Origin of the sequence: Agrobacterium deltaense RV3 (genome assembly GCF_900013505.1) — a bacterium.
Classification (GTDB): Bacteria; Pseudomonadota; Alphaproteobacteria; order Rhizobiales; family Rhizobiaceae; genus Agrobacterium; species Agrobacterium leguminum.
The window spans coordinates 913,732-933,091 of sequence record NZ_LT009745.1; the positions used below are offsets into that span (position 1 = coordinate 913,732).

Below are 19,360 nucleotides of genomic sequence, written 5' to 3' on the forward strand. Positions count from 1 at the left end.
CAAGGGCAGCGATAGACCGAGAGCTTGCCCCCTCATCCGACCCTTCGGGCCACCTTCTCCCCGACGGGGAGAAGAAACCCAGCCGCACTCGCCCGGTCCCTGGGCGCTCGCTCCGCCTTGAAGCGCAAAGGTGCCAAAGACCAGGTCTTCGGAGGAAACCTCATGGAAAACAAGGTTCAGGAAATGTCTGTCGCATCTGTTTCCGGTTGTGCGGAAAAGGGCGAGGGCGCTATTGTCCCGCACATGAAGATTCTTGTCATTGAAGACGACCTCGAGGCTGCGGCCTATATGACCAAGGCGTTCCGCGAAGCCGGGATCGTCGCAGACCATGCGAGCGACGGTGAGAGCGGCCTGTTTATGGGTTGCGAGAACGCTTACGACGTGATGGTGATCGACCGTATGTTGCCGCGCCGCGACGGACTTTCCGTCATCAGCGAGCTGCGCCGCCGCGGCATCGAGACGCCGGTTCTGATCCTTTCTGCGCTGGGGCAGGTGGATGACCGCGTCACCGGCCTGCGCGCCGGCGGCGACGATTATCTGCCGAAACCCTATGCCTTTTCCGAACTGCTCGCCCGTATCGAGGTGCTGGGCCGCCGCAAGGGCAAGCCCGAGCAGGACATGATCTACCGGGTCGGCGATCTCGAACTCGACCGGCTCTCCCACGATGTCCGCCGCAATGGCAAGGAAATCCTGCTGCAGCCGCGCGAATTCCGCCTGCTCGAATATCTGATGAAGAATGCCGGTCAGGTCGTGACCCGCACCATGCTTCTCGAAAACGTCTGGGACTATCATTTCGACCCGCAGACCAATGTCATCGACGTGCATGTCTCGCGCCTGCGCTCGAAGATCGAGAAGGACTTCGAGAAGCCGCTGCTGAAGACCATTCGCGGCGCCGGTTACATGATGAAGGACGAGGGCTGATTGGCGAAAATGGCCCGCCTCAGAATAGTGTTCCGGTCGACAGCGGTGCGCCTTTCGGCGCTCTATATTTTGCTGTTTGCGCTCTGCGCCGCCTTCCTGGTCTTCTATGTCACCGCCCTTTCCGAACGGCTGCTGAACCAGCAGACGCGTGACGCCGTCTTGCAGGAAGTTTCGGATGTGCAGCGCATCTATAATCGCGGCGGCATCAACCCGCTGCTGCGGATGATGGAACGCCGTGCCCGCCAGCCGGGGGCGAGCCTTTACGTCATCGCCGGGCCGAATGGCGAAATCCTTGCCGGCAACGTCGCTTCGGTGCAGCCGGGCGTTTTCGACAAGGAAGGCTGGACCGGTTTTCCTTTCCGTTACGAGCGTTACTCCGAAAGCGGCGACAGCGTGCAGCATCTGGCCACAGCCAATGTCTTCATGCTGGACAATGGCCTGCGCATCCTGATCGGGCGCGACCTCGGCGAACCCACCAAGTTCCGGGCGCTGGTGCGCAACGCGCTGATGGTGGCGCTCGCCATCATGGGCGGCGGCGCGCTGCTCATCTGGTTCGGCATCGGCCGCAACGCGCTGAAACGCATCGACCGCATGTCAGCCGCGACCAAGAAGATCATGGCGGGCGACCTTTCGCAGCGCCTGCCGCAGGGCCGCTCCGGCGATGAATTCGACCGCCTGTCCGGCTCGCTCAACGCCATGCTGGGCCGCATCGAAAAGCTGAATGAAGGCCTGCGGCAGGTCTCCGACAATATCGCCCATGATCTGAAGACGCCGCTGACGCGGCTGCGCAACAAGGCGGCCGCAGCGCTTGACGACAATGACGAGACGAAACGGCGCGCAGCGCTTGAAGGCATCATCGCTGAATCCGACCAGCTTATCCGCACCTTCAACGCACTCCTGATGATTTCCCGCGTCGAGGCCGGCTCAATTGCAGCAGAAATGACCGATGTGGACGTCTCGGCGATTGCCGCCGACAGCGCCGAACTCTACGAGCCGGTGGCCGAGGATGCGGGGCTTGTGCTGGAGGCCGAAATAGAGGCTGACCTTTCGGTAAAGGGCAACCGCGAGCTGATCGGCCAGGCACTCTCCAACCTCATCGACAACGCCATGAAATATGCCTGCGAGGGCGAAGGCGATAAAAAACTCGTTGTGCGTCTGGCAAGGGAACCGGAGGCCATCGTGCTCTCCGTCGCCGATAACGGCCCCGGCATTCCCGCCGACAAACGCGGCGAGGTGCTGAAACGCTTCGTCAGGCTGGATGAAAGCCGCTCGAAACCCGGAACCGGGCTCGGCCTGTCGCTGGTGGAGGCCGTGATGGAGCTGCATGGCGGATCGCTGACGCTGTCGGACACGGATGCCACGAATACCGCCTGTCCGGGGCTTACCGTTTCGATGGTGTTTCCCCTTCCGAAACCCTGATGCGTCTCGTACGAACCCGGCATGGTACATAACAGTCAAACCGCGCCGGTAAAACAGGGTCGAATTTTGCAGGAATTCGTGGCGTCAGAGACGCCTGCAATCTGTCCTGTGACGCAAGCGTTCGTAACCAATGGTGATCACCGATGTTTGCGTGGAAACTCCTCGAAAAATAACTGTCTTTTGCGATTGAATTGACAGATGATCGGAAGAATATTCGTCTGGATTATTGCTGAACTTCATAGGTCGGTTTGATGTGATCGACAAAAGGACTTGCGACGGATGGCAGGCACAATTCCCTTCGCCGGCGACCGGCATCACCCGATCATCCTCTTCGATGCCGAATGTGTGTTGTGTTCCGTGAATGCGCAATTCGTTCTGCGGCATGACAGGCGGGGATACTTCCGGCTCGCATCCATGCAGGGAGAAGCGGGGGCGGAAATCTATCGGCGTCATGGCATGGACCCGAAAAATCCGGTCAGCCTGCTGGTCGTGGATGGCGACAGGGTGCGGCAGGACAGCGATGCCGTGTTGAGCATATATGAAGCATTGGGCATGCCCTGGCGGCTGGTCACCGTACTACGCATCGTTCCCGCATTCCTGCGCGATCCCGTTTATCGCTTTGTCGCCCGCAATCGCTACCGCTGGTTCGGAAAACGCGAAGAATGCTGGGTAGCGCCGCCGGAGTACCGGGAGAGAATCCTTTGACCATGGCAATGGCCACCCGTTCAGGTAAACCGGGCATCGGCACAGAGGCGTCTGCTGGGCAATGAAAATATTGATCCTCGGCGGTTATGGTGTGTTCGGCGGTCGGCTGGCGGAACTGCTTGCCGATATGTCCAGCCTTGAAATTCTCGTCTGCGGCCGCAGCGTCGCACGGGCGGAGGCCTTTTGCACAGCCTGGCGCGGACAGGCGCAATTGCGCCCGCTGATGCTCGATCGCCGCGATGTCGCGGACGCCCTGCGCATCCACAAGCCCGATCTTGTCGTCGATGCATCGGGGCCTTTCCAGACCTATGGCAGCGCATGTTACGGCGTGATAACGGCATGCATCGACGCTGGAATAGACTATCTCGATTTCGCCGATGCCGCCGATTTCGTTTTCGGCGTCAGCCAATTCGACGAGCGGGCAAAAGCCGCCGGTGTTTTCGTCCTGTCGGGCGTCAGCAGTTTTCCCGTCCTGACGGCCGCCGTTCTGCGCGAAATGGAAAGGACCATGGACATTCTCGCCGTCGAGGGCGGAATAGCGCCGTCTCCTTATGCCGGGATCGGCCTCAACGTCATGCGGGCGGTCGTGGGTTATGCCGGCGCGCCGGTAAAACTCTGGCGGCATGGCGGGCCGTCGCATGGCGTCGGCCTTGCGGAAAGCAGGCGCTTCACCGTCGCCGTGCCCGGCAGGCTGCCGTTGCGCAATATTCACTTTTCGCTGGTCGATGTGCCGGATTTGCAGGTGATTCCACCGGAACACCCGTCGATGACCGATATATGGATGGGGGCCGGTCCCGTGCCAGAGTTTTTGCACCGCATGTTGAACCTTCTGGCGAAAGCGCGGGCGCGGTTCGGCCTTCCCTCATTCGCGCCGCTATCGCCGCTGTTTCATGCCGTGCTGAACCGGATGCGCTTTGGCGAACATCGCGGCGGCATGTTCGTCCGCGCGCAGGGGCGTGCAGCGGGCAGGCCGATGGAGATGAGCTGGCATTTGCTGGCCGAAGGCGATGACGGTCCCTACATCCCTTCCATGGCGATCGAGGCTATTGTCCGCAAGATGCTGAGCGGCGAGCGCCCGCTGCCCGGCGCACGCGCTGGCACGGATGCGCTGAACCTTGCCGATTACGACCGGCTTTTCCGCAGCAAGACGATCTACACGGGGTTCCGCCGCGAGGAACGCGACGTCCCGCTGTTCCGCCAGCTTCTCGGCCCGGTTTTCGATGACTTGCCGCCGCGCCTGCGGGAACTGCACGACAGCAAGGATCCGCGGCAATGGAGCGGGGTCGCCGAGATACGCCGCGGGCAGGGCATGCTGGCCCGCATGATTTCCGCGCTCGTCGGCTTTCCGCAGGCGGGAAAGCAGATTCCCGTCAGCGTCACCTTCACGCCGGAAAAGGGCAAGGAGCGCTGGACGCGGAATTTCGGCGGGCGGCGCTTCTCGTCCACACAGTCGGCCGGCTTGGGCAAGGATCAATATCTGCTGGCGGAGCGCTTCGGCGTCGTTACCGTCGCTCTGGCGCTGGTGCTCGATGGCGGCCGGCTGGCTCTCATCCCCCGGCGATGGCATCTTCTGGGCGTACCGCTGCCCGGCTTTCTTCTGCCGAAGGGTCAGAGTTTCGAGTCAGAGGAAAACGGCCGCTTCCACTTCGATGTGGAAATTTCTCTGCCCTTCATCGGTCTCGTCGTCGCTTATAAGGGCACGCTGGAACCGGTCGCTCGTTCTGTGGAACATCGCGGTCCCGGTGAAACGCTTTGCGGCGCTTCACCGGGTGAGGAGGCGTGAGGGCAGGGACGCCTTTCCTCATTGGGGACGTCGCGGAGTTCGCATCCGTGGCCGCGCGGTTCTCCTGCTCGCGGTTCAGAACGTGTAAGCCACGCCCACCATCGCAAACGGCTGAATATCTTTCTTCGACAGGGGGCTGTCCTTGGCATCGCCCAGCAGGAAGCCGACGCCGCCTGTGCCGGTGATAGACCAGTTCTCGGTCATAAGGTAAGTGACGGAGGCGCTGGCGTCGACGCGCTTGAAGCCCGATTTCGCGTCGAAGCGGCGCAGGCCCGAGCGGGCGGACTGGGCCGGGGTGACGCCGAAATAGGATTTCATGTGCTTGTCGTCCGCCCAGGTGGCGGAGAGGTCGGCGCCCAGGATGAACTGATCGACCTTGTGCGAGACGCTGGCGCCGATGGTCGCGGTCAGGCCTTCGCTGCCGTCGATTGTCTTGTCCACCTTGGCGTAGATTTCGAAGGGGTCCACGCCATAGGCGATAACGCCGCCGACCACGCCGGCCGCCTTGATATCGCCCATTCCGCGCAGGTTTTTCCTGTCGTCCTTTTCCTTGCGCCCGGCTTCCCAGCCGCCCTTCACACCCAGTCTGAAGCCGTTGTGGTTCAGCAGGTTGACGGTGACGCCGCTGAAATCGATGCTAAGCGTATCGCCATATTCGATGGAAACCAGCGGCACGGCGCCTGCTTCCAGCTTGTCCGAACCCTCATATTTCGGGGCGTAGGCGGCACCGACACCGAGCGTGATCTTCCAGTCGCTGGAACTGCTGTAGCGGGCATTGTCGAAATTGCCCTGCGGATCGGCCACCCGGTCCGATTTGCCGATATCGGCGGCAAAAACGGGCGTGCAGACGGCCTGCGCCATGGGCAGCGTCGTCAGGCAAAGGGCCATCGCGCGCAGGTTCTTTTGCAATTTCACCGTAAAAATCTGTTTCATGATCATATCCGTTGCAACACCGAGCGTTGGAAAACCGGGGAGTCGGGTTTCTTTGAGGCTGACGCTACGCGGGCACAATTGCGGAGACATTACGGGGTAGGGCGCTTTGGAAAACATCGCCATCGACGGTTTTATGATCGCAAAGCGGCCTGCATTTGTTACAACGCCAGATGCATGCGCCGGGAGGATTCCAAGAGGTGCGGCGGCAGGGACGTTTCGGGTGCGGCGCATCCGGTCCTGAAAACCGCATGTCAGGGAGCGGCGAGAGGATAGTCGTAAGAGGGAGAGACACAGTGACGAAACGGGAAACCGCTGAAAGGCGGCTGAGCGAGGTTCTGCCGGGCGTGATCCGCCCCTACACGCAGACGGAACTGAAATCCGTTCTTTCGACGCTGAAGGATATCGGCAAAAGCGAGCCGCCGGTGGCCGCGCTGCTTGCCGGGGAAAGTCCGCTGAAGGATTTTATCGCCGCGGCTTTCACGCTGTCCCCCTATCTGCGTGACCTGGCGTCGGCGGATGAGGGGCTTTTGTCGCTGGCGATATCGAAACCGCTCGAGCCGCTGCTGGCGGGTCTTGTCCATGAGGCGCGCGATTGCTGGAAGCCGGGCGAAGAAGGCGGGGTGCCGAGCGAAAACGAGGTGATGTCGCGGCTGAGGGTAGCCAAGCGGCGGCTCTCTTTCATCGCAGCACTTGCCGATCTGGCGCGCATCTTCACCGCGCGCGATACGACACGCTGGCTGAGCGACATGGCGGATGCATCGCTTTCCGCCGCCATCGATCACCTGCTGCTCGCCGCCCATGAGAGCGGCAAGCTGAAACTGAAGAATGTCGCAGCCCCCAGCGACGGGTCGGGTCTCATCGTGCTCGGCATGGGAAAGCTCGGCGCGCGCGAACTGAACTATTCTTCCGATATCGACGCCGTGGTGTTCTTCGAACCCTCCGCCGGCATCATGGACGATCCCTATGATGCGACGGAGAATTTCGGCCGGATGATGCGCCGCCTCGTCCGCATCATGCAGGAGCGCACGGCCGATGGCTACGTTTTCCGCACCGATCTTAGGCTCCGGCCCGACCCCGGCTCGACGCCGCTCGCCATCCCCGTGGAGGCAGCGCTGCTTTATTATGAGGGCAGGGGCCAGAACTGGGAACGCGCCGCCTATATCAAGGCGCGGCCGGTAGCCGGCGATATCAAGGCGGGTGAGAATTTCCTGCGCGAGTTGACGCCCTTCATCTTCCGCAAATATCTCGATTATGCGGCGATTGCCGATATTCATTCCATCAAGCGGCAGATCCATGCCCATAAGGGCCACGGCGCGATTGCGGTGAAGGGCCACAATGTCAAGCTCGGGCGCGGCGGCATCCGCGAGATCGAGTTCTTCGCGCAGACACAGCAGCTTATTGCCGGCGGCCGCATGCCGGCGCTTCGGGTGCGCGCAACGCAGGAGGCGCTTGCGGCGCTAACCGAGGCGAAATGGATCGACGCCGAAACGCGTGACAGCCTGACGGAGGCCTATTGGTTCCTGCGCGAGGTGGAGCACCGCATCCAGATGGTGCGCGACGAGCAGACCCATGTGCTACCCGACACCGAAGCCGAACTGAAGCGCATCGCCTTCATGTTCGGTTTCGAGGACACCAAGGCCTTTTCGGAAAAGCTGGAACAGGTGCTGCGGCTGGTGGAGCGGCGTTATTCGGCGTTGTTCGAGCAGGAGGTGAAGCTGTCAGGCGAGGCCGGCAATCTGGTCTTCACCGGCCAGAAGGACGATCCCGATACGTTAAAGACGCTCTCCGCCCTCGGCTTCGAGCGGCCGGAGGATATTTCCCGCGTCATCCGCACCTGGCACAATGGCCGTTACCGGGCGACGCAATCGGTGGAGGCGCGCGAGCGGTTGACGGAGCTGACGCCTGACCTGCTCAGGGCCTTCGGTGAAAGCAAGCGGGCCGATGAGGCGCTGCTGCGTTTCGACAATTTCCTCTCGGGTCTGCCCGCGGGCATCCAGCTCTTTTCGCTGCTCGGCAACAACCCGGCGCTGCTTGACCTGCTGGTGACGATCATGTCGTCCGCACCGCGCCTTGCCGAAATCATCGCCGCCCGCCCGCATGTCTTCGACGGCATGCTGGACCCGGCATTGATGAGCGACGTACCGACTCGCGATTATCTCGCCCACCGCATGGGAAGCTTTCTCTCCAACGCCCGGCATTATGAGGATATTCTCGACCGGCTTCGCATTTTCGCCGCCGAACAGCGCTTCCTGATCGGGGTTCGGCTTCTCACCGGCGCAATCCGCGGCGAGGTCGCCGCCCGCGCCTTCACCCACCTTGCCGATCTGGTAATCGAGGCGGCGCTGAATGCGGTTCTGGCGGAGATGGAAGCGGCGCATGGGCCTTATCCCGGCGGGCGCGTGGCTGTCATGGGCATGGGCAAGCTCGGCTCCTTCGAACTGACGGCAGGTTCGGATGTCGATCTCATCCTGCTTTACGATTATGACGACGACGCCCATGAATCGACCGGCGCAAAGCCGCTCGATGTCGTGCGTTACTTCACCCGCGTCACGCAAAGGCTGATTGCGGCGCTTTCCGCACCGACGGCAGAGGGTGTGCTTTACGAGGTGGACATGCGGCTTCGCCCCTCCGGCAACAAGGGGCCGGTGGCGACGCGTATCTCCGCCTTCGAGAAATACCAGCGCGAGGAGGCCTGGACCTGGGAGCACATGGCGCTCTCCCGCGCCCGCCTGATCTGCGGCGATGCCTCGCTGATGGAGGATGCGCGCCGCATCATCGCTTCCATCCTGTCGCAGAAGCGCGATGTGGCCAAGGTCTCTACCGATGTGCTGGAGATGCGCAGCCTGATCGAGCAGGAAAAGCCGCCGGAAAACAACTGGGATTTCAAGCTCATCAATGGCGGGCTGATCGACCTCGAATTCATCGCCCAATATCTGGCGCTGGTGGGGCCGGTGAAGGGGCTTGCCGCGCACGAACCGGGGCGCAACACGGCCGAGGCGCTGCAAGCGCTCGCCGCCCCTGTCATGGAGCCGCAGGCTTTCGATGACTGCATGGCGGCGATGGGGCTTTATACGGAAATATCGCAGATCGTACGGCTGTGCATCGATGGCGCCTTCAACCCGAAGGAGGCGCCGGCGGGCCTCACCGATCTCGTTTGCCGGGCGGGGGATTGCCCTGACATTCCCACACTGGAGGGAGAGGTGAAGCGGCTAGCGAAGGCGGTGCGGAAGGCGTTTGTGGGAACGGTGAAGAATGGTGGGTGATGTTTCACCCCTCTGCCCTGCCGGGCATCTCCCCTCAAGGGGGGAGATCGATATGCGGCAACGGTGCGATCATCTCAAACGTTGCGAATTTGGCGGGGAGCATCCGTCTAGCTGATCTCCCCCCTTGAGGGGGAGATGCCCGGCAGGGCAGAGGGGGGTAATCGCGCACGCGACCTGTACATATTGCAGGAAACTCAGCGCGCCCGACGCCAACTCAATGCACCGTCCCGCAGCACCCCGCCGCATGCGGAATGATGATTGTCACCACCGTGCCACGGCCCTCACACGAGCGGATTTTCATCGTGCCGCCATGCAGCTTGACGAGCGAGCGGGAAATCGCAAGCCCGAGGCCGGAGCCGCCCTGGCTCTTGGCATATTGGCTCTGCACCTGTTCGAAAGGCTGGCCGATCTTGTTGAGCGCCTGGGCGGGAATGCCGATGCCGGTGTCTGCGATGGTGAGGATCATGGCCGCCTGATGCACATGGGTGCGCAGCGCGATGCGGCCGCCGTCGCCGGTGAATTTCACGGCGTTGGAGAGCAGGTTGAGCATGATCTGCTTCATGGCGCGACGGTCGCCCTGCATGGTCAGCCCAGCGCAGACCTTCTGCTGCACGGTGATGTTCTTCTGCTCGGCCTGAATGGCGGTCAGCCGCAGGGTTTCCTCGATCAGCGGCGCGAGATCGATTGTCTCGCGGTTGATGCGCATATGGCCCGCCTCGATCTTCGACATGTCGAGAATATCGTTGATGACGTTGAGCAGGTGTTTGCCGCTATCGTGAATATCGCGGGCATATTCGGAATATTTCGGCGAACCGACCGGTCCGAACATTTCGTTTTGCAGGATGTCGGAAAAGCCGAGAATGGCGTTGAGCGGCGTGCGCAGCTCATGGCTCATATTGGCGAGGAATTCGGATTTCGCCCGGTTGGCGGCCTGGGCGCGCTCTTTTTCGGCGAGGTAATTGGCGTTGGCGTCGGAAAGCTCGGTCTTCTGCCGCTCCAGCTTGTGCTGCGAGGCGGAAAGATCGCCGATGGTGGCCATCAGCCGGCGCTCGGAATCGCGCAGTCGCTCCTGATGGCGCTTGAGAAGGGTAATATCGGTGCCGACCGAGACGAGACCGCCATCGCGGGTGCGGCGTTCGTTGATCTGCAGCCAGCGGTCATCGGCAAGCTGCACTTCGGTGGTGCGCGACAGGCCGGACTGGTCGGGGTCGGCAACGCGACGTTCAACGACGGGGCGGGCGGCTGCGGCATAGACGGTGCTTTTTTCCGTGCCGGCCACCAGCACGCTGTCCGGCAGGCCATAGGCCTTCTGGTAATGGGTGTTGCACATCACCAGACGGTCGTTCTTGTCCCACAGCACGAAGGCTTCCGAGGTGGACTCGATGGCGTCGGCAAGGCGCTGGTCGGCCTCTGCGTAGCGTTGGGCAAGACGGTGCTGTTCGGTGACGTCCATGGCGATGCCGATGACGCGCGGGCCGTTATTGGTGCGGATGACCTGGGCGCGGGCGCGCAGCCAGACATAATGGCCCTTGGCATGGCGCATGCGGAAGATCTGGTCGATCTGGCGCAGATTGCCGCAGCCGACGGCGCGGGCAAGCTCATAGAGATTGCCGTCTTCGGAATGCATCATGCGGGCGGCGTCGGAGAAGGAGAGCGGCGCGGCCTTCGGCGGCAGCCCGAGAATTTCGTAGAGCGAACCGGACCAGAACATGCGCCGCGTGGAAAGATCGAAATCCCACAACCCGCAGCGGCCGCGAGACAGCGCGGTTTCGACCCGCAGGTTGGATTCGGCGAAGATGTCGTCGGCGTCGCGGGCGCGCTTAACCTGCATGTAATACGCATAGAGCACGACCAGCAGGATCGAGGAGATGCCGGCGAACAGCGTCACGTTCATGGCGATTTCGCTGCGCCAGAAGGAACGGATCGGCTGTAGCGAGCGGGCCGCGATCACCATCGCGCCATCGTCGCCGAAGGGGATCATCGTCGCATAGTGCTGCTGGCCGTCAATATTGGTCTCGATGGTGCCGGGCGCGCCGGGGAAACGCTGCACGATGGCTATTTCAGGAAGCAAAGCCGGCAGCGACGTGCCGATATAAAGCATCGCTTCCTTGCCGGCGCCGGCGAAAATGCGGCCATTGCTGCCCGAAAGAAGCACCATGGTGCCGTCGGCAAGGCTGCCGGATGGCAGCGCCGCGACCAGGTTGGCTTCGGCGCGGGCACGGTCCTGCGCGGTGAAAACGATATCGTTGTTGAGAAGGGCCGCCTTGGCCGTCAGCGCCGTCAGCGCCGTGGAATGGCGGGCGGCCTCTTCCATGCGGCTATATTCGGCAACGATGCCCAGCATGCGCGAGGCCGCGACGACGACGAGAAAGGCGAGGATGAGAATGGGAATGAGACGTTTCAGCAGGGTCTCGACCTGCGGCATCGGGCGGTCGGAGCCATTCATCAAACCCATCAGGTCGCTGGAAAGCCTTTCGCCCCAGGCCGCAAGATCAGAAAATTTGGCATACGGCCGCTCATCGCCCGCAGTCGCCCGCCGCACGTTCGTCATTGTCCCGCCTTCAAGATGTCCCCAGTGATTCGAAGCGCCGCCGCTCGAATATGACTAGTGAATCAAATGCGATTCGCCGTGTCCAGAGGCAAAAGTTAAAAGAATTTTAACCCCTTGAACCGACTCCGTATTTTTTCGGGACGGTCTGTTTCCGCTTTGGCGGAGGCGGGAATTATGAACGAAATCAGTGAGCCGGCAATCCGATCCGGTTGTTGCGGAACGCGGGAGAAACAGGCTTCATGCTCCGTCGAAGGCCTCGAGAGCGGGGCCAAGCGCGCTGATCACGCCATTGCCCGCAGCGGGAAGACCGGTCAGCACCGCGCTGATGATATCGTCACGGCTTGCGCCCCGCACCTTGGCTTCCATCACGTGAAAGGCGAGGCCGCTTTCCAGACGCAGGGCGGCAAGAATGCCGATATAGATCAGGCTCTGTGTTTTCGCATCGAGCGTGGACGCCGCCCCTAGACCCTGCACGGCCTGAAACCATGCCGCCTTGTGGGCCGGAGCATCGGTCATGAAGCGCTGAAACGAAGCGCTGGTCCTGGACATATCCGTCATCTGAAATTCCTTTCCGGTCTTCAGCCGTTCCCGGCCTCTCGCGCACCATCATATCGCGCAACGCAATACGCCGCCTTGATGGCGATCAAGACGGCGTATCGGCATTGTCCGGAGTTTTGGCGGGGCGGTCAGCCCTTCAGGATGCGCCCGACGATGTCGCTTACATCCGTCGACAGGCCCTTGGCGTCGGCGATCGTCGAAAGCGCCGCCTTGGCGTGCTCGGCACGGCTTGCCTCCAGCGACCGCCAGGAGCGCATGGAAGTGAGAATGCGGGCGGCAAGCTGCGGATTGCGCTTGTCGATGGCGATGATCTGCTCCGCCAGGAACCGGTAAGCGGCGCCATCGGCGCGGTGGAAGCCGGTAGGGTTGGCGAAGGCAAGCGTGCCGACGAGCGAGCGGACCCGGTTCGGATTGGTGGCGATGAAATGTTTCGATTTCATCAGTGCCTTGATCCGGTCGAGTGCGCCGTCGCCCGGAATGGCTGCCTGCAGCGAGAACCACTTGTCGAGCACGAGCGCATTGTCGGCAAAGCGCTTTTCGAAGGCGGCAAGCGCTTCCTTTGTCTCCGTACTTTCCGGGAAACGCTGGGTCAGCACGCTGAGCGCATGGGCGAGATCGGTCATGTTGGTGGCCTCAGTAAAGGCCTTTGCCGCGCGGGCCGGCGTTTCCTCGGCAAAGGCGAGGAAGGTCAGCGCGCCGTTGCGCAGCGAACGGCGTCCCGCACTTACCGCATCCGGGCTGTAGGCCTCGCCATCAGCCGTGCTTTCGGCAAGCCGCCGCAGCGTTTCGAGCCCGGCTGTCGCAATGGCCTTGATGGTGGCGTTGCGCGCCTTGTGGATGGCGTCCGGATCGTTGTCGCCGCCCATTTCGCGGGCGATATCCGTTTCGCTCGGCAAGGCGAGAGCCTGCGCCCGGAAGGCGGGCTCAAGTGCGTCATTGCCGATGATTTCGATAAGCGTTGCGGTCAGCTCCGCATCCGTTTGAACGTCCTTGCCATTCTGCACGGCCCTGGTGGCGGCAATCAGCGCTGGCAGGGCAAGATCGGTCAGCGCCTGGAAGCGCGCGAACATATCCGTCTCATGCCGGGCGATCTGCACCAGATCGGCCGCATTCTGCTCGAAATCCAGATTGATCGGCGCCGAGAAGCTGCGGTTGATCGACAGCACCGGCCGCGAGGAAATGCCGGAGAAGGAGAATGTCTGGTTGCGTTCCGTCAGGTGCAGCACGCCGTCGCGATAATCGCCGCCTTCGACGGCCTGAGGCTCGGCGATCTGGCCATTGTCGAGGATCAGCGCCAGCGACAGCGGAATGTGACGCGGCTGTTTTACCGGCTGGCCGGGCGTCGGCGCGGTTGTCTGTTCCAGAGTGAGCTTGAATGTGGACTTGCCCGCATCATAAGCCGAAGACACGGAGACGAGCGGCGTGCCCGCCTCGGTGTACCACAACGAAAACTGCGAAAGGTCACGGCCGCTGGCGTCAGCGAAGCTCCTCACGAAATCCTCGACGGTGGCGGCTTCGCCGTCATGGCGCTCGAAATAGAGGTCCATGCCCTTCTTGAAGTCGTCCGCGCCGAGGATCGTGGCGATCATGCGGGTGACTTCGGCGCCCTTTTCATAGACGGTCGTCGTGTAGAAATTGTTGATTTCGCGATAGGTATCGGGGCGCGGCGGATGTGCCAGCGGGCCGGAATCCTCGGGAAACTGCTCTGATTTCAGATGGCGCACATCGGCGATGCGCTTGACCGGGCGCGAGCGCATGTCGGCGGAAAATTCCTGATCGCGATAGACCGTCAGGCCTTCCTTCAGGCAGAGCTGGAACCAGTCGCGGCAGGTGATGCGGTTACCGGTCCAGTTGTGAAAATATTCATGCGCGATGATGCGCTCGATATTGGCGTAATCCGCATCGGAGGCGGTTTCCGGGTCGGCCAGCACGAATTTGTCGTTGAAGACGTTGAGGCCCTTGTTCTCCATCGCGCCCATGTTGAAATCGGATACGGCGACGATCATGAAGATATCGAGGTCGTATTCGCGGCCGAAGCGCTCTTCGTCCCACTTCATCGAACGCTTCAGCGCGTCCATGGCATAGGCCGCACGCGGCTCCTTGCCATGCTCGACGTAAATCTTCAGCGCCACGTCGCGGCCGGACATGGTGGTGAAGGTATCTTCCACCACGCCGAGATCGCCGGCGACGAGTGCGAAGAGATAGCTGGGCTTCGGATGCGGATCGAACCATGCCGCAAAGTGACGGCCTTCATCGTAATTGCCGCCGCCGAGGAAATTGCCGTTCGAGAGCAGCAGGGGATTGCCTTCCTTCGCCGCGATGATCGTCACCGTATAGGGCGCCAGAACATCGGGACGGTCGGGGAAATAGGTGATGCGGCGGAAACCTTCCGCCTCGCATTGGGTGCAATAGACGCCATTGGTGCGGTAAAGCCCCATGAGCTGCGTATTGACCTGCGGATTGATGTAATTGGTGACGCAGATTTCGAAGGGCGCCTCCGCCGGCAGGTCGCGGATGGTCAGGCTCTCCGGCGTCGCCTCATATTGACCGGCGGGAAGTTCCACCTGGTCGAGCAGCAGGCTGGAAAGCTTCAGCTCGTCGCCATCCAGAACCAGCGGCGCTTGCCGCTCGGCGCCTTCGCGCCGGTGAAAGATCAGACGGGCTTCGACCTTGGTATTCTTGGGGTCGAGTTCGAAGGTGAGATCCACCCGCTCCAGAACGAAATCGGTGGGGCGGTAATCTGCCAGGTGAACGATCTGGCCCGTGTCTGTTCGCATGACTGTCCCTGAATAACTTTGCGTGGTCTTCCCGGCATCATGTCGTCATAAGGCCCGGATGTAAAATGGGTAGAATATTCGTCACGTTCATGTGCGCGTCGAAGGACGTTCTGTCCCGCCATGGAAGGCTTTGCCGGCCATGCAGACAATCCTCCCGCCGCCGGACCTGTGGACCATGGCAGCAAATGTTGAACGATTGCTGAAATTATATTTTATTTTCTTCAAATTTTAGCGCGCGTCGCTTTTGGTTTGCATCATTTCCGCAGCCGCGAAAACAATCCCTCCCCAAATCGACGGAATTCACGGGTAAATTACATTTTTTGTTGTAAAGCGCCGGAGGAATGCTCTAGCCTTGCGCAATTCCAATTCCCCTGCGTCGTCCTCCCCGCATGAAAAATCTCCCGATGGCGTGTTTGCGCAGCCGATATGAGTAGTTGCCAATGAACGCCGAACCGATGAATCCCTTTCGCGGGATTAGCCTGAAGCTGATTTCGGTCGGCTTTTTTCTTGTCATGCAGACCTGTATCAAGGCCGCAGGCGATGTGCCTGCCGGCCAGATCACCTTCTTCCGTTCCGCTTTCGCCATTCTCCCGATTGTCGTTTATCTGGCGTGGCTGCATGCGCTGACCAGCGCGCTGCACACCAATAATCTTTTCGGCCATTTCAAGCGCGGGTTTCTGGGCATCCTGTCCATGGCCTGCGGCTTTTACGGGCTCACCATGCTGCCGCTGCCGGAATTCATCGCCATCGGTTATGCCTCGCCGCTTCTCGCGGTCGTTTTTGCCGCCGTCATCCTGCATGAAAAGGTGCGCATCTATCGCTGGAGCGCAGTCTTCGTCGGCATGACTGGCGTGCTGGTGATTCTCTGGCCGAAGATGACGCTTCTGAGGGAAGGCGGTTTTGCCGCGGGTGAGGGGCTGGGGGCCATTGCCGTATTGTGCGGTGCGGCGCTCGGCGGTCTGGCGATGATCCAGGTGCGGCAACTGGTGGAGACGGAAAAGACGCCGACCATCGTGCTTTATTTTTCGCTCACCGCCACGCTGCTGTCGCTCGTCAGCGTGCCTTTCGGCTGGAGCGCGCTGAGCATGACGCAGGCCATGCTGCTGATCACCAGCGGCATCTGCGGCGGGGTTGCGCAAATCTTCCTGACGGAGAGTTATCGGCACGCCGAAGTCTCCGTCATCGCGCCCTTCGAATACAGCTCCATCATCTTCGGCATCGCGGTCTCCTACATTCTGTTCGGAGATATTCCCACGGTGACGATGCTGATCGGCACGGCGATCGTTATCCTCGCCGGCATCTTCATCATCTTTCGCGAGCATCAGCTGGGCCTGGCAAGACGGGCGGCCCGCAAGGCCTCGACGCCGCAGGGGTGAGAGATGTTATTGCCGGTGTTTCATGGCAACCGCTTCCGTCATCCCGGCCTTGAGCCCGGATCCAGCCGACGCGCGTCCGCGCGGCGAAAAGAGTTCTTTCAGCCCAAGGACTTGGGCTGGCTGGATGCCGGATCAGGTCCGGCATGACGGAGACTTATGATCGTAAAAACCGCAAAAGCAAAAGGCGCCTTCCCGAAGAAAAACGCCAGCGCGCAATCATATCTGTGGACCAGCGCTAGACTGGCCTGAGTGCTTCTCAGCGCTCGCGGAAATCCGCGAAGACTGCCGAGGGACGCGTCACGCGGACCTGCTGCATGGCAGCGCGTGCGGTCATCTGTTCGTTTGCGGCTGCGCCGAAACGATGGTAGCCCTGACTGGAGCGAGGGCCGAGGCCCGCCAGGCGGAGCGTTTCAAAGCCGGAATGGACCGGACGGAAGCGAGTGGTCATTGCCTTGGTTCCTTAAACCTATTCCTCCCAAGACATGGGGCCTATATCGCAGCGCAGCATGGATTCGGCAAGCTGAGCAAATGCGCCGCTGTTATGCGCATTGTGCATGGCTTTTTTCATATTTCATTTACATTGAGCAAGAGTAAGGCAATCAGCCTTCGGCAATCTTTGCCTGAAAAGCCAATAAATCCTGCCATGCCAATGACTTGCTGGCCGGCGCATTCAAAAGTTCCTGCGGATGCAGGCTGGCCAAAGCCGGCAAAATCAGGTGTCCGGCTGCGACATCACGCCACTGTCCGCGCAGCGTATGGATGGTGCCGGTGCCGCCAAAGAAGAAACGTGCGGTAAAGTTGCCGAGAAGCAACAGGTGTTTTGGCTCCGCAAGGGCGATCTGACGCTCGATGAAGGGCCGGCAGATATCCATTTCGGCCTGAGTCGGCGGGCGGTTGCCCGGCGGCCGCCACGGCACGACATTGCCGAGCATGATGGTACTGCGCTCAAGCCCGATGGCTGCCAGCATTCGGTCGAGCAACAGCCCGGCCTTGCCGGCGAAGGGCAGGCCCTCGCGGTCGTCATCGGCATCCGGCATCGGGCCGATGACCATGATGGCGGAAGCGGGGTCGCCTTCGGTAAAGATCGTATTGCGCGCGCTGTTCTTGAGGTTGCAGCCGCTGAAACCGTCGAGCGCGGTTTTCAGCTCGGCAAGCGACCGCGCGCTTTCGGCCGCAAAACGCGCCGCCGCCACCGCCTGCTCGTCCGGCATGGCGACATTCTGCTGAATGGCGGGAGCCGCCGGTGCGCCGCGCGCCGGGGCGCTGCGCGTCGCCGCCTGCCGCTGAGGCGCATCGGCACGGCGGTCCGCCGGCCTTTCCATCTGGCGTGAAGCTGCTGCGGCCTCCTGCGCAGGCGCGGATCGGGCCGGGCGGGCGGCGGCAAATTCGGCGAAACGATCGACCGGCTGGTCTTCCAGCAGCCAGTCCACGCCCGCATCCGCATGGAAATGCAGGAGGGCGGCGAGTTCGGCCGGGGAGAGGTCGTGAGCGGCGATCATGGGCGGAAATTACCCCATGTTCCCCGCCCGGGAAACCCGCAAATCACACTGTCCAGCGCTGAATGTCGCCGCTTTCGCCGATCATGGCCAGACCATGGGCAATCGAGAGCAACTCGCCGCCGCTTTCGATGCGGTCGGCGTCGAAACGGCGGGTGAAAAGCTCCCGAACCGCCGGCACGAAGGAGGTGCCGCCAGTCAGGAACACCTTGTCGATGGCTTCGGGCGAGACTTTCGTTTTTTCCAGAACCTCGTCGAGCGCTTCTTCTATCTTGGCGAGGTCTTCGGCGATCCAATTGTTGAAATCGCTGCGCTTCACCATCTTGCGGCCGGCCTTGCCCAATGGTGCAAAGTTGAATTCCGCTTCTTCCGCCGAGGAGAGCGCCATCTTGGTGGCGGAAATCGCCTGATAGAGCGGATAACCCTCGTCATGTTCGACCAGATCGATGAAGAGTTCGAGCTTTTCCGGCTCCAGCGCCGAGCGCACCAGCGATTTCAGGTCGGTGAACTCCTTCGAGGTCTTGAAGATCGACAGCTGGTTCCAGCGGCCGAAATTCACGTAATAGCCGGAGGGTACGTCCAGCACCTTGTCGAAGCTCTTGAACTTGCTGCCCTTGCCGATTTCCGGCGAGACCAGATTGTCGATCATGCGGAAGTCGAAATGATCGCCCGCCACGCCGACGCCGGAATGGCCGATGGGGGTGGCGGAAAGCTTGCCGGCATGGGTCTCGAAACGGATCAGCGAATAGTCCGTCGTGCCGCCGCCGAAATCCGCCACCAGCACATTGGCGTCCTTCTTCAGGCTCTGGGCGAAATAATAGGCGGCTGCCACCGGCTCGTAGACATAGTGGATTTCCGGGAAACCGGCGCGGGTGAGCGCCTCGTTGTAACGGGCGAGCGCCAGCGTTTCATCCGGATTGCTGCCGGCGAAACGCACCGGCCGGCCGGCGATGACGGTGGAGACATCCCCCGGCCATTCCTCGCCCGCATAGGTCTTCAGCTTGCGCAGGAACACGTCCATCAGATCCTCGAAGCTCTGGCGCTTGGCGAAGATCAGCGTGCCCTGAAACAGCGGCGAGGCCGCAAATGTCTTGATCGACTGCAGGAAACGGCAGTCGCCGGCATTGTCGATGAATTGCCGGATGGCGGCATGGCCGGCTTCCACATGCAGGGCGGCCGCACCAAGGCCGGCATCCTTCATGAAGGAGAGCGCCGTGCGCATGCTATCATCCGTGCCCGCGCTGCTGGTGAAGCGCATGGAACGGCTGGCACCGCCCGCGTCGGAAAGAGCCATGACCGTGTTGGTCGTGCCGAAATCGAGGCCGAGAGCCCGCTTTTGCGTCATCGCCATATCCTTGTTGCCGATAGAAACACCCGCCCGGCCTGAAAGGCGGCCCGGCGTGAAAATAAGGGATGCCTTTGGCACCCCGATGTCAGAGGAGGGCGGTTGATTGCACAGGGCTGACGGAATGGCAAGCGCCTGCACCCGGGTTTATTGTGAAAATTGCATGAAGTAATCACCATGGCTGGAAGGCCGTCATGCCGCCGGCATTAAATATTTTTTCGCATAAAGCGAGT

13 protein-coding genes are annotated in these 19,360 nt (G+C 61.5%); 6 read left to right on the forward strand and 7 right to left on the reverse strand.

All coding sequences use genetic code 11. The features are described from left to right. Positions 1-162 precede the first annotated feature (162 nt). From AGR7B_RS04675 to AGR7B_RS04690, 4 genes are all read left to right on the forward strand, one after another. The gene (locus tag AGR7B_RS04675) at positions 163-921 is read left to right on the forward strand and encodes a response regulator transcription factor (RefSeq protein WP_031233368.1); all 759 of its coding nucleotides are present in this window, start codon (positions 163-165) and stop codon (positions 919-921) included. Between the two features lie 9 nt (positions 922-930). Next, positions 931-2,340 carry a sensor histidine kinase gene (locus AGR7B_RS04680; protein ID WP_065654169.1) on the forward strand — a complete coding sequence of 470 codons (1,410 nt, stop codon included), beginning with the start codon at positions 931-933 and terminating at the stop codon, positions 2,338-2,340. A gap of 279 nt (positions 2,341-2,619) precedes the next feature. Next, complete coding sequence (locus AGR7B_RS04685) at positions 2,620-3,045, forward strand: thiol-disulfide oxidoreductase DCC family protein (protein ID WP_080856142.1); 426 nt, start codon at positions 2,620-2,622, stop codon at positions 3,043-3,045. Positions 3,046-3,106: 61 nt separating this feature from the next. Next, the gene (locus AGR7B_RS04690) at positions 3,107-4,828 is read left to right on the forward strand and encodes a saccharopine dehydrogenase family protein (RefSeq protein WP_080856143.1); all 1,722 of its coding nucleotides are present in this window, start codon (positions 3,107-3,109) and stop codon (positions 4,826-4,828) included. A gap of 75 nt (positions 4,829-4,903) precedes the next feature. On the opposite strand, the gene AGR7B_RS04695 is transcribed toward AGR7B_RS04690, so the two are convergent. Beyond that, positions 4,904-5,767 carry a MipA/OmpV family protein gene (locus AGR7B_RS04695; protein WP_162934051.1) on the reverse strand — a complete coding sequence of 288 codons (864 nt, stop codon included), beginning with the start codon at positions 5,765-5,767 and terminating at the stop codon, positions 4,904-4,906. Between the two features lie 287 nt (positions 5,768-6,054). Here AGR7B_RS04695 and AGR7B_RS04700 point away from each other — a divergent pair, with 287 nt between their 5' ends. Further along, positions 6,055-9,024 carry a bifunctional [glutamine synthetase] adenylyltransferase/[glutamine synthetase]-adenylyl-L-tyrosine phosphorylase gene (locus AGR7B_RS04700; protein WP_080856144.1) on the forward strand — a complete coding sequence of 990 codons (2,970 nt, stop codon included), beginning with the start codon at positions 6,055-6,057 and terminating at the stop codon, positions 9,022-9,024. Between the two features lie 214 nt (positions 9,025-9,238). On the opposite strand, the gene AGR7B_RS04705 is transcribed toward AGR7B_RS04700, so the two are convergent. The 3 genes from AGR7B_RS04705 to pepN form a co-directional block, all read right to left on the reverse strand. Then, complete coding sequence (locus AGR7B_RS04705; RefSeq protein WP_080856145.1) at positions 9,239-11,575, reverse strand: PAS domain-containing sensor histidine kinase; 2,337 nt, start codon at positions 11,573-11,575, stop codon at positions 9,239-9,241. Between the two features lie 237 nt (positions 11,576-11,812). Further along, a complete protein-coding gene (locus AGR7B_RS04710; protein ID WP_080856146.1) occupies positions 11,813-12,133 on the reverse strand; it encodes a carboxymuconolactone decarboxylase family protein in 321 nt (106 codons plus the stop codon). 128 nt (positions 12,134-12,261) lie between these two features. Next, positions 12,262-14,910 carry an aminopeptidase N gene (gene pepN / locus AGR7B_RS04715; RefSeq protein ID WP_080856147.1) on the reverse strand — a complete coding sequence of 883 codons (2,649 nt, stop codon included), beginning with the start codon at positions 14,908-14,910 and terminating at the stop codon, positions 12,262-12,264. Positions 14,911-15,350: 440 nt separating this feature from the next. Between pepN and AGR7B_RS04720 the strand changes: the two genes are divergently transcribed. Next, positions 15,351-16,286, forward strand: a complete 936-nt coding sequence (locus AGR7B_RS04720; RefSeq protein ID WP_059753763.1) for a DMT family transporter — start codon at positions 15,351-15,353, stop codon at positions 16,284-16,286. A 256-nt stretch (positions 16,287-16,542) separates the two neighbouring features. On the opposite strand, the gene AGR7B_RS04725 is transcribed toward AGR7B_RS04720, so the two are convergent. From AGR7B_RS04725 to AGR7B_RS04740, 3 genes are all read right to left on the reverse strand, one after another. Next, on the reverse strand, positions 16,543-16,734 hold the full coding sequence (locus tag AGR7B_RS04725; RefSeq protein WP_003509784.1) for a hypothetical protein: 192 nt from the start codon (positions 16,732-16,734) through the stop codon (positions 16,543-16,545). A 151-nt stretch (positions 16,735-16,885) separates the two neighbouring features. Further along, a complete protein-coding gene (locus tag AGR7B_RS04735) occupies positions 16,886-17,785 on the reverse strand; it encodes a uracil-DNA glycosylase (RefSeq protein ID WP_078054244.1) in 900 nt (299 codons plus the stop codon). Between the two features lie 43 nt (positions 17,786-17,828). Beyond that, complete coding sequence (locus tag AGR7B_RS04740; RefSeq protein WP_080856989.1) at positions 17,829-19,127, reverse strand: Hsp70 family protein; 1,299 nt, start codon at positions 19,125-19,127, stop codon at positions 17,829-17,831. Positions 19,128-19,360 lie beyond the last annotated feature (233 nt).

Bases quoted from the DNA above. Each gene is read 5' to 3' on its own strand.
- AGR7B_RS04740 (WP_080856989.1), bottom strand. From the start codon at position 19,127: ATGACGCAAAAGCGGGCTCTCGGCCTCGATTTCGGCACGACCAACACG.
- AGR7B_RS04705 (WP_080856145.1), bottom strand. From the start codon at position 11,575: ATGACGAACGTGCGGCGGGCGACTGCGGGCGATGAGCGGCCGTATGCC.
- pepN (WP_080856147.1), bottom strand. From the start codon at position 14,910: ATGCGAACAGACACGGGCCAGATCGTTCACCTGGCAGATTACCGCCCC.
- AGR7B_RS04725 (WP_003509784.1), bottom strand. From the start codon at position 16,734: ATGACCACTCGCTTCCGTCCGGTCCATTCCGGCTTTGAAACGCTCCGC.
- AGR7B_RS04720 (WP_059753763.1), top strand. From the start codon at position 15,351: ATGAACGCCGAACCGATGAATCCCTTTCGCGGGATTAGCCTGAAGCTG.
- AGR7B_RS04735 (WP_078054244.1), bottom strand. From the start codon at position 17,785: ATGATCGCCGCTCACGACCTCTCCCCGGCCGAACTCGCCGCCCTCCTG.
- AGR7B_RS04690 (WP_080856143.1), top strand. From the start codon at position 3,107: ATGAAAATATTGATCCTCGGCGGTTATGGTGTGTTCGGCGGTCGGCTG.
- AGR7B_RS04695 (WP_162934051.1), bottom strand. From the start codon at position 5,767: ATGATCATGAAACAGATTTTTACGGTGAAATTGCAAAAGAACCTGCGC.
- AGR7B_RS04680 (WP_065654169.1), top strand. From the start codon at position 931: ATGGCCCGCCTCAGAATAGTGTTCCGGTCGACAGCGGTGCGCCTTTCG.
- AGR7B_RS04675 (WP_031233368.1), top strand. From the start codon at position 163: ATGGAAAACAAGGTTCAGGAAATGTCTGTCGCATCTGTTTCCGGTTGT.
- AGR7B_RS04710 (WP_080856146.1), bottom strand. From the start codon at position 12,133: ATGACGGATATGTCCAGGACCAGCGCTTCGTTTCAGCGCTTCATGACC.
- AGR7B_RS04685 (WP_080856142.1), top strand. From the start codon at position 2,620: ATGGCAGGCACAATTCCCTTCGCCGGCGACCGGCATCACCCGATCATC.